We start from the raw sequence: 8,510 nt of genomic DNA on the forward strand, positions 1-8,510 counted from the left end.
CGAGCCGTTCGGTGCGTACTCAAAGAAATTCAAGTCGATCGACCAGCTGCCCGACGGCGCCAACGTGGTGATCCCGAACGATCCGAGCAACAACAGCCGCGCCCTTCTGTTGCTTGCCAAGCACGGCCTGATCACGCTGAAGAACCCGAACGATCGCCTGGCCACCCTGAAGGATGTCGCGACTAATCCCAAGAACCTCAAGTTCCGTGAGCTCGAGGCAGCCATGCTGCCGCGCGTGCTCGACGAAGTGGATCTGGCCCTGATCAACACCAACTACGCCCTCGCCGCTGGCATGAACCCGGTGAAGGACGCGCTTCTGATCGAAGACAAGGATTCGCCGTACGTGAACTTCCTCGTCTCGCGCCCGGACAACAAGGACGACCCGCGTGTTCAGAAGCTCGCCGCCGCCCTCACCTCGCCCGAGGTGAAGGCGTTCATCGAGAAGAACTACAACGGTGCGGTGCTGCCGGCGTTCTGAGCCGGTAGGCCGAACACCTTGCGCAGGTAGGACACGTACTCCGCATCGTCGCTCATGTTCTTCCCCGGCGAATCCGACAGCTTTGCCACGGGCTGACCGTTGCAGCGGGTCATCTTGATCACGATGTTGAGGGGCGCGGGGCCAACGTCGTTGGTCAGGTTGGTACCCACGCCGAAGGAGAGCTGGCAGCGGCCCTCGAAATGCGAGTAGAGGTCCATCACCCGCGGAACGTCCAAGCCGTCGCTGAAGACCAGGGTCTTCGAACGGGGATCCACACGGTTGTGTACGTAGTGCGCGAGCACGCGGTCGCCCCACACGAAGGGATCGCCCGAATCGTGGCGCGCACCGTCGAACAGCTTGCAGAAGTACATGTCGAAATCGCGCAGGAACGCATCCAGCCCGTAAACATCGGATAGCGCGATGCCAAGGTCGCCCCGGTACTCGCGAGCCCATGCCTCCAGCGCGGCAGTCTGCGAATCACGCAGCCGCGGGCCCAGCGACTGGAACGCCTGCAGGTACTCGTGGGCCATGCTGCCGATCGGCACCAGCCCCTGGCGCATCGCGAACCAGACATTGCTGGTACCGGCCAGGTGGGTACCCCACTCGGCTTTCATGATCTGCAAAGCCTCTTCGTGCCATGCGCGCGAGAAGCGTCGGCGCGTGCCGTAGTCCGCGATGCGGACGCGCTCGAAGCCCTTCGTGTCGCGCAACAGGGCGATCTTCGCGCGCAAGCGCGCCCTGCCCTCGTCGAGATCGGCCTCGGGATGGTTCGCCGCGAAATACAGCTCGTTGACGATCGCGAGCAAGGGCACTTCGAACATGATCGTGTGCAGCCACGGCCCGACGATGACGATATCGATCTCGCCTTCGTGCTCCGTCGACGGCGAGATGGTCACGTAACGGGCATTGAGATGGAACAGGCCGAGGAAGTCGACGAAGTCGCTGTCGATGAAACGCAGCGTACGCAGATACGCGAGTTCTTCATCACCGAATCGCAGGGAGCACAGATGGTCGAGCTCTTCGTGGATGCGTGTCACCAGCGGTACGAGGTCCACCCCCGGCGTACGGCAACGGAAGCGATATTCCACCTGCGCTGCGGGATACTGATGCAACACCACCTGCATCATGGTGAACTTGTAGAGGTCGGTGTCGAGCAGCGACTGGATGATCATGCGGTAGCGCCCGTGAGTGCGATCTGCTTGTTTACCGCGTCGATGAACGGCTGTGGGCCCGGCCAGGCGGTAATGCGCCCGAGCTTCTTGCCGCGGTGGAACAGGAAGAAGGCGGGAATACCGTGCAGGCCGAAGCGCGTGCCCATCGTCGGATCGTCGTACACGTTGTCGTGAAGCCAGCGCACCGCCGGCCAGACGAAGCGTTCGCTCGTCAGCAGGATCTGCCGCTTCGCGATATCGCAGTTCGGGCAATCGCGGCCCCAGAGAAAGAGGATGGCAATGCGGTTGTCGTCCGCGGCGAGGTCGGCGTCGAGATCCGCGTTGACGACGCGCGTCATCGGGAAACGCTCGAAGAACTCGGGAACGGTGGTGTCGGCCATGGGTAAATCCGTGATCGGGTCGAAGCCCCGACATGGGGTCGCAAGGGCGATAATCCGAGGGTACCGCGACAATGACGCAGCTACCGCTCCTTCCGGACCAGGGCCGATGAATTGACATCCTGTGGGCGCCGCGACACCTTGTCGCCTCGTAAAGCCAGAAGGACCCCGCCGTGCGCCTGCTGACCGGATTGCTGTTCGCCCTCTGCACCACGCTGTGCCAGGCCGCCACGCTTACCATCGACACGGGCCAGGGAAAGCGCTCGCTCACCACGGAGCAGCTTCTCGGCCGGGCGGACGCACGAGATCTCAGCGTACCGGACGACGTGTCCTATCACCGCACGATGTCTTATCGCGCCATTCCGATGAAAGCGCTGCTGGACGGTGTTGCGTCAGGCGCGCACCTGCAGTTCACGGCCCTCGATGGCTTCACCGCGGAGATTCCCGCCAGCCTGATCCTCGATACCCACGGCGCGGAAGCCTGGTTGGCCGTGGAGCCACCTGGCAAGTCCTGGCCTTCGCTCGGCGACGGCAAGCCCAGCGCCGGCCCGTTTTATCTGGTCTGGTTGCATCCGGAAGCCGGCCACATCGGCACCGAGCAATGGCCGTATCAGGTCGCTTCGATTCGCGTACTTGGTGACCCGGCCAGCCGCTTCCCGGCCATGCGACCCGCGCCGGGGCTCGCCGCGAACGACCCCGTCACGAAGGGCTTCGCCGTCTTCCAGCGCAATTGCATCACTTGCCACACGCTCAATGGCCAGGGCGATGCGAAGCTCGGCCCCGACCTCAACATCCCCCACAGCCCCACGGAATACCTGCGCGACGACATGCTGCGCACCCTCGTGCGCAACCCGCAGGATATGCGCCACTGGCCGCAGGCGAAGATGCCCGGCTTCGACCGGCAGACACTCTCCGACGCCGACCTCGACGACCTCGTCGCTTACCTCAAGCACATGGCCACCCGAAAGGTCCACTGAGCCAGCTTTTGTAGGAGCCGATTCATCGGCGATGGGCGCTCGCAGCGGCCTGGCCCGCTGCCGCGGGATCGCCGATGAATCGGCTCCTACCGATCGTGAGCCAGGGCCTGCAGTTGCCGGGTCCGCTCATCAGGAGCCAGCTTCGCCAGTGCCGACACCTTCGCGAAGAACACCGGCCACGCCCTGCCCGACTGCTCGAACAGCGTCGCGAACGACGAGGTCCACGTGTCGTACAGGCCGAATGGCAGCAATGAAGCATTGTTCAACGGCCGCGCCATCCAGCGGTCGTAGCGATGATCGCCGCCCGCCTCACCCGCACGCCACGCCAGATAGCGCCCGCGAAAGTCCTCGAACTCCTCGGCCTTGGCGACGCGCTTGGCATCGTCCGCCCATGGCTGCGCATAGATCGCCTTGAGCCGGTCGCGCAGCGCGAGCACCTGACCGGTAAATGCGTGATCCAGCGCGTCACCCTTCTCGTCGGGCGGCGGTAACTGGCGAGCCGCGCGCCATTCGCGCACGCCTTCCTGCTCGACGAAATTCGCATACGACTCGTTGAACGACGAATCGTCTTTCACGTAGATCTTCTGGTGCGCCAGCTCGTGGAAGATCGTCCCGACGAGTTCATCGTCGTCCCAGCGCATCATGCTGCTCAGGATGGGATCGGCGAACCAGCCCAGCGTGGAGTACGCGGGCACCTCGCCCAAGGCGACGTCATGCCCGAGGGCCTTTTCGCGCGCCGCTTCGCTATCGGCAAGATCCTTGCGGAAGAAACCCCGATACGCCACACATCCCGCGATCGGAAAGCAATGCGTCACCGCCGATACCGAGAGCTCCGGCGTGGCGAACACGTTCCACGCCACCCACGGCCGATCGAGCTGGACGTAGTAGGTATAGCTGCGGTTATCCGGCAGGTCGAGTTGCTTCGAGGCGAAACGCCGAGCCTCCAGCGCAAGCTCGAGCCGCTGGCGGGTTTTGTCGGGCGTCTTCGGATCGGCCACGACCTTGTCGATGGAGCGGCGTTGCGCKAGCAACGCCGCCTGTCCATGGGTCACGTGCGCGTAGTAGCCGAGCGAGCGGCAACCGGCGAGTACGGTGATCAGGGCAAGGAAGGCATAGCGCATGCGTGCATTGTGCCTGCATCGTGCCTGGCCTTCCCGACCTCAATCGTTCGAACCGCCCGTCATCGACTCCAAAACACCATCACGCCGGATCAGCCCGTGCATCAGGGCGGCACCCATATGCGCCAGGAAGGTCAGGAAGAACAGCCATGCCAGATACCGATGCGCTTCGCGGAGCCAGGCATACAGTGCCGGACCGGCGGGCAGGATCGGCGGCAGTTGGAAACCGGACCATAGCGTCACCGGGAAGTTGCCCGCCGAGAGCATGCCCCAGCCGATCAGCGGCATGGCGATCATCAAGCCATAAAGCATCCAGTGCGAACCGTGCGCGGCGAGCCTCTGCCACTCGGGCATGTCCGCCGGGAGAGGCGGCGCCTTGTGCGTGAGGCGGAAGCCGAGCCGGATCAAGGCCAGGATAAAGATCGTGATGCCCAACGGCCGATGGATAGACAGCAGCCATTCGTGCTTCGCCTCGACGCTGGTCACCATGCCGGCGCCGACGAAAAGCATCGTGAGGATCAGGATCGACATCAGCCAGTGCAGCGCACGGGCGAAGGGGTGGAACGTGTCGACGCGGCTCATCGCTGATCCTCCTTCGGATGGGCGGTGCCGGGAAGATGACCTTCCTCACCGGTACGACGCAGATAAGAAACCGCGTACGCCGCCGAACGCGCGACGATGATGGGATCGCCCGAAATCTCGATACCGCGCGGAAGGATGGTCGGATCGTAATTGACGTCGCGGCAAGGGCCGTTCGCCTGCGGCTGGGTGCTGTCGATCACGACGAYGCCCGCGTCGATCGTCTGGCGGTCGTCCGGCCAGGCCTTCGTCGCATCGTCAACCGGGTCGCCGGGTGCGGCGAGGATCATCCGCAGGTGCCAGCGCACCGGCCCCTGGGCCAGGCGCCGGGTCAGGTCGGCATCGAGGTAGTCGGTGTCGCTGGCCGCGGGTCCGCCATCACCCGTCGCCGGGGTCTCCGGCACGACCTTCCAGCGGACGGCATGGCGTTGGCCGCTGGCGTCACGCAGGTAGAACGCGTTGATGCTCTGGTAAGTCTCATCGACATAACTGGGCGCCGGCTTGGCCGTCTTGATCCAACCAAGGAACGGACCCGTTTCCGGGTGGCTCATGAAGAAGGCTTTGGCCTTGTCCGGGTTCGGCTTGCCGGTGGCCGGATCAGGGCTGGTCGCCACGGTCAGGTCATAGAACGCTTGAGGCGTGGAGACCGGGAATACCGGCATGGCGTTCATGCCGGTCCGCCACTGTTCGCCGTCGGCGAGGTCGAAACGCAGAGCGAAGCTGCGGATCGGAACGCTGCTGTCGGCGGCATAGGGGTTGCCTCCCGGAAGCGCCAGGCGCCCGACCACAGGGGTGCGGCCACCGGCGAACAACGGGGACGATGAGTACTTGGCCAGCGCGCCGCTGGCCTCGAAGTAGCCACCGACGCAGATGCCCTTGGCATGGTTGCGACGAAAGCCGGGATGGTCGCCCCCACTGGCCTGCAGCGCGTTGATGATCCGTTTAGGGGTGAGGCGCGCCGGGGTAAGCCAACCGCCGACATAGGCGAACGCACCAGCGACAACTACAACAACAAGGCCTATCAGTGCCCAACGCCCGGCCAGGTTGGCCGGTGGGGGTCGCTTCTTGGGTTCTTGCATGGTCCTGCTCCTTCCTCGCGGGATCGCGTTTCAAGTGTGGGACGTACGCCCACGACTTTTATTCCCTTCCGGGGGAATAATCTCCCCCGAACGGCGTCTGACAGTCATGGAACGCCCAGGTACGAGGCCCGGCATGTCCGACCCGCGAATCGACGAAGCCCTTCGCCCGATGCTGCCGCGCCTGCGGCGCTTCGCGCTATGGCTCGCCCGCGATCCCCATGCGGCGGACGATCTGGTTCAGTCGACAGTCGAGCGCGCCCTGTCCAAATGGGCGTCGCGCCGTGAAGACGAGAGTCTGCGCGCGTGGCTGTTCGCGATCTTGTATCGCCTGTTCCTCGACGGAAAGCGCCGGGCCAGCCGTTACGCCCTGTTGCTGGGCAGCCTGCGCGAGGAGGAGCCGACCTGGCCCTCGGCCGAACGCGTCGCCATCGCGAACTCCACGCTCGCCGCCTTCGCGGCGTTGCCGGTGGAACAGCGCAGCCTGCTGCTCTGGATCACGGTCGAGGGCATGAGCTACCAGGACGTGGCCGATATCCTCGAGATACCCATCGGCACGGTCATGTCACGCCTCTCCCGCGCCCGCCGCGCCCTACGCCTGCTCGGCGAAGGCGGCGCGGAAACCCCTCCCCTGCGACTGCTGAAATGAACACCACGCCCCCCAGCGAACACGACATCCATGCCTACGTGGACGGCCACCTCGACGGCGCACGGCGCGGCGAAGTGGAGCGCTACCTGAGCCGTCACCCCGAACGAGCCGAGGAGGTTCACGCATGGCGACAGGACGCCCAGCAGCTGCGTACGCTGCTGGCCGGTGACCTCGGTACGACACCCGCGCAGGATGCAGCCATGGACCCGGTGGTCATCCGTACGCAGCGTCACGGCCGTCGCATGGCACGGGCCGCCATGGCCGCGGGGCTGGTCCTGTGCCTGGCCCTGGGCGGCATCGGCGGCTGGGTGGCCCGTGGCATGGGTAACGGCAGCTCGGCGCCGATGGCCGACGCCATGCAGGCCTACCAGCTACTCGCCGTCGATCACGGCGTGGGCATGGATATCACCACCGGCAATGAAGGCGACCTGCGGGCGTGGCTGGCCGGGCGCGTCGGTGCCACCGTGCACCTGCCCGACCTTGCCGACGCCGGTTTCCGGCCGATGGGCGGAAGGCTCTTTGCCACCGACCAGGGCCCGGCTGCGATGGTCCTGTACGACGACGGCAACGGACATACGGTGAGCTTCTACGTACGCCCACCCGGCGCCGCCCGGCACCTGCTGCCCCGCGGCGAGCGCGAAGACAAYGGCCTGCTGGCCAATTACTGGTCGGATGGCTGGCATAACTACGCCGTGGTGGCGCTGGCCGACGCGGCAGGCCGCGCCGCCGCACAGCGCGTCGTCATCAAGTCAATCTGACGCACGTCCTGCTCTCGTAGGAGCCGATTCATCGGCGAATGGGTGCTSGCGRYAACSTKGCCYGCTGCCGCGGGATCGCCGATGAATTGCAGTGGTCAAGCTTTTCTGGACACCGGTGTAGGAGCCTGAGCCGCCAGTTGCTCGAAGAGCACTGGCGGGATGTCGTTTAGTCGCGAGTGTTGCCGTTCTAGGTTGTAGTAGATCAGAAAGTCGGTCAGCTCCTTCTCGGCCTCGGCGATAGATGCGTAGCCTCCTTCAGGTACCCACTCGTACTTGAGCGTCTTGAAGATCCTCTCGATCACGGCGTTGTCCCAGCAGTTGCCCCGCCGGCTCATGCTCTGCCGGACCCCGCAGCGTGCCAGGAACGCCACGAAGCGATCGGAGGTGTACTGGCAGCCTTGGTCGGAGTGGAAGATCACGCCGGCCGGAGGCCGGCGCATCTCCAGGGCCATCGCCAGCGCCTCTTCCGGCAGGCGTGCATCGGCGTGTCGCCCCCACGACCAGCCAATCACCCGGCGAGAAAAAAGATCCATGACGAAGGCCACGTAAAGCCACTGTCGGCCGACTTTCAGCTGCGTGATATCGCCGGCCCAGGCGASGTTTGGCTCGACCGGATCGAAGTCGCGGTCAAGGCGGTTGGGAGCGACGACCGACGGTTTGGTCAGCCGTTTGTAGTGCTCGTAACGACGCCGACGCTTCGGAAGGGCCAGCCGACGAAGCAGACCGGCCGCCTTGCAGCGACCCACGCGCAGGCCCTGGGCGCGCAGCCCGGCGGACAGGCGACGCGACCCGATCGTATGGCGACTCTTCGCGTGCAATGACCTCACCGCTCGCTCCAGCACCGGCTCGACCGGACGCGGCGGCGTCGCCTTCCGGTGCGCGTAATAGCTGCTGCGAGGTACGTCCAATAAGGTGCACGTGCGACGGATGGACAGCTTCCCTTTCACCTTCTCGACGATCTGCGCCGCTTGCCGAGCAGTCGTTCCATGTGAAAGGGCAGCTGTTTTTTTAGGACGGCTTTCTCCGCTTCTAACGTCGCCACCTGTTCGCGAAGCGCCGCCAGCTCGGCCTCGTACCTAGCCACCTGCTCGGGCGTCGGTGGCGGCGTGGCACGCAGCTGCCGCTCCTGCTCGACCCAGCGCCGCAAAGCCGTCGGGCCAAGCCCAAGCAGCCCGCACACGGCAGGCACGGAGCGGTTCTCATCCAGTACTAAACACACCGCCCGGCGCTTGAGCGCCGGGTCGATCGGTCGATATCCCATGATTCACCTCGGTAGGGATTTTGCTCCTACATGGGTGTCCAGGAAAATTAGACCACCGCAAATCG

General features: G+C 65.0%; 11 protein-coding genes. 4 read left to right on the forward strand and 7 right to left on the reverse strand.

What is annotated here, in order from left to right; all coding sequences use genetic code 11:
- A partial coding sequence (locus AC1DT2_RS11065; RefSeq protein ID WP_477296238.1) for a MetQ/NlpA family ABC transporter substrate-binding protein occupies window positions 1–478 on the forward strand: 478 nt, incomplete at its 5' end.
- Here the strand turns inward: AC1DT2_RS11065 and pncB are convergent.
- Together pncB and AC1DT2_RS11075 are read right to left on the reverse strand one after the other, a co-directional pair.
- Window positions 448–1,650, reverse strand: coding sequence for a nicotinate phosphoribosyltransferase (pncB, locus tag AC1DT2_RS11070; RefSeq protein WP_477296239.1), 1,203 nt, complete (start codon window positions 1,648–1,650; stop codon window positions 448–450). The two genes, AC1DT2_RS11065 and pncB, sit on opposite strands and share 31 nt — an antisense overlap.
- Window positions 1,647–2,030, reverse strand: coding sequence for a thioredoxin family protein (locus AC1DT2_RS11075; RefSeq protein ID WP_477296240.1), 384 nt, complete (start codon window positions 2,028–2,030; stop codon window positions 1,647–1,649). The genes pncB and AC1DT2_RS11075 overlap by 4 nt, the downstream gene beginning before the upstream one ends.
- Before the next feature lie 170 nt (window positions 2,031–2,200).
- Here AC1DT2_RS11075 and AC1DT2_RS11080 point away from each other — a divergent pair, with 170 nt between their 5' ends.
- Window positions 2,201–3,004, forward strand: a complete 804-nt coding sequence (locus tag AC1DT2_RS11080) for a c-type cytochrome (protein WP_477296241.1) — start codon at window positions 2,201–2,203, stop codon at window positions 3,002–3,004.
- Window positions 3,005–3,090: 86 nt separating this feature from the next.
- On the opposite strand, the gene AC1DT2_RS11085 is transcribed toward AC1DT2_RS11080, so the two are convergent.
- From AC1DT2_RS11085 to AC1DT2_RS11095, 3 genes are read right to left on the reverse strand one after another with little or no spacing between them, the layout of a single operon-like run.
- Window positions 3,091–4,125 (reverse strand): aminopeptidase, encoded by a 1,035-nt coding sequence (locus tag AC1DT2_RS11085; RefSeq protein WP_477296242.1) that lies wholly within the window; start codon window positions 4,123–4,125, stop codon window positions 3,091–3,093.
- 39 nt (window positions 4,126–4,164) lie between these two features.
- Window positions 4,165–4,704: a cytochrome b gene (locus AC1DT2_RS11090; RefSeq protein ID WP_213947679.1), complete on the reverse strand. Its 540-nt coding sequence runs from the start codon at window positions 4,702–4,704 to the stop codon at window positions 4,165–4,167.
- Window positions 4,701–5,780, reverse strand: a complete 1,080-nt coding sequence (locus tag AC1DT2_RS11095; protein ID WP_477296243.1) for a catalase family peroxidase — start codon at window positions 5,778–5,780, stop codon at window positions 4,701–4,703. The genes AC1DT2_RS11090 and AC1DT2_RS11095 overlap by 4 nt, the downstream gene beginning before the upstream one ends.
- 133 nt (window positions 5,781–5,913) lie before the next feature.
- Here AC1DT2_RS11095 and AC1DT2_RS11100 point away from each other — a divergent pair, with 133 nt between their 5' ends.
- Complete coding sequence (locus tag AC1DT2_RS11100; protein ID WP_477296244.1) at window positions 5,914–6,426, forward strand: RNA polymerase sigma factor; 513 nt, start codon at window positions 5,914–5,916, stop codon at window positions 6,424–6,426.
- A complete protein-coding gene (locus tag AC1DT2_RS11105; RefSeq protein WP_477296245.1) occupies window positions 6,423–7,184 on the forward strand; it encodes an anti-sigma factor family protein in 762 nt (253 codons plus the stop codon). Before AC1DT2_RS11100 ends, AC1DT2_RS11105 begins: the two co-directional genes overlap by 4 nt.
- 95 nt (window positions 7,185–7,279) lie before the next feature.
- On the opposite strand, the gene AC1DT2_RS11110 is transcribed toward AC1DT2_RS11105, so the two are convergent.
- Together AC1DT2_RS11110 and AC1DT2_RS11115 are read right to left on the reverse strand one after the other, a co-directional pair.
- Complete coding sequence (locus tag AC1DT2_RS11110; RefSeq protein WP_477296246.1) at window positions 7,280–8,131, reverse strand: IS3 family transposase; 852 nt, start codon at window positions 8,129–8,131, stop codon at window positions 7,280–7,282.
- On the reverse strand, window positions 8,128–8,445 hold the full coding sequence (locus AC1DT2_RS11115; protein WP_063574332.1) for a transposase: 318 nt from the start codon (window positions 8,443–8,445) through the stop codon (window positions 8,128–8,130). The genes AC1DT2_RS11110 and AC1DT2_RS11115 overlap by 4 nt, the downstream gene beginning before the upstream one ends.
- Between the last annotated feature and the right edge of the window lie 65 nt (window positions 8,446–8,510).

The organism is Luteibacter sp. P4_E6, from assembly GCF_056401535.1.

Coding starts and splice junctions, on each gene's coding strand:
- pncB (WP_477296239.1), bottom strand. CDS start 1,650: ATGATCATCCAGTCGCTGCTCGACACCGACCTCTACAAGTTCACCATG.
- AC1DT2_RS11075 (WP_477296240.1), bottom strand. CDS start 2,030: ATGGCCGACACCACCGTTCCCGAGTTCTTCGAGCGTTTCCCGATGACG.
- AC1DT2_RS11090 (WP_213947679.1), bottom strand. CDS start 4,704: ATGAGCCGCGTCGACACGTTCCACCCCTTCGCCCGTGCGCTGCACTGG.
- AC1DT2_RS11100 (WP_477296244.1), top strand. CDS start 5,914: ATGTCCGACCCGCGAATCGACGAAGCCCTTCGCCCGATGCTGCCGCGC.
- AC1DT2_RS11115 (WP_063574332.1), bottom strand. CDS start 8,445: ATGGGATATCGACCGATCGACCCGGCGCTCAAGCGCCGGGCGGTGTGT.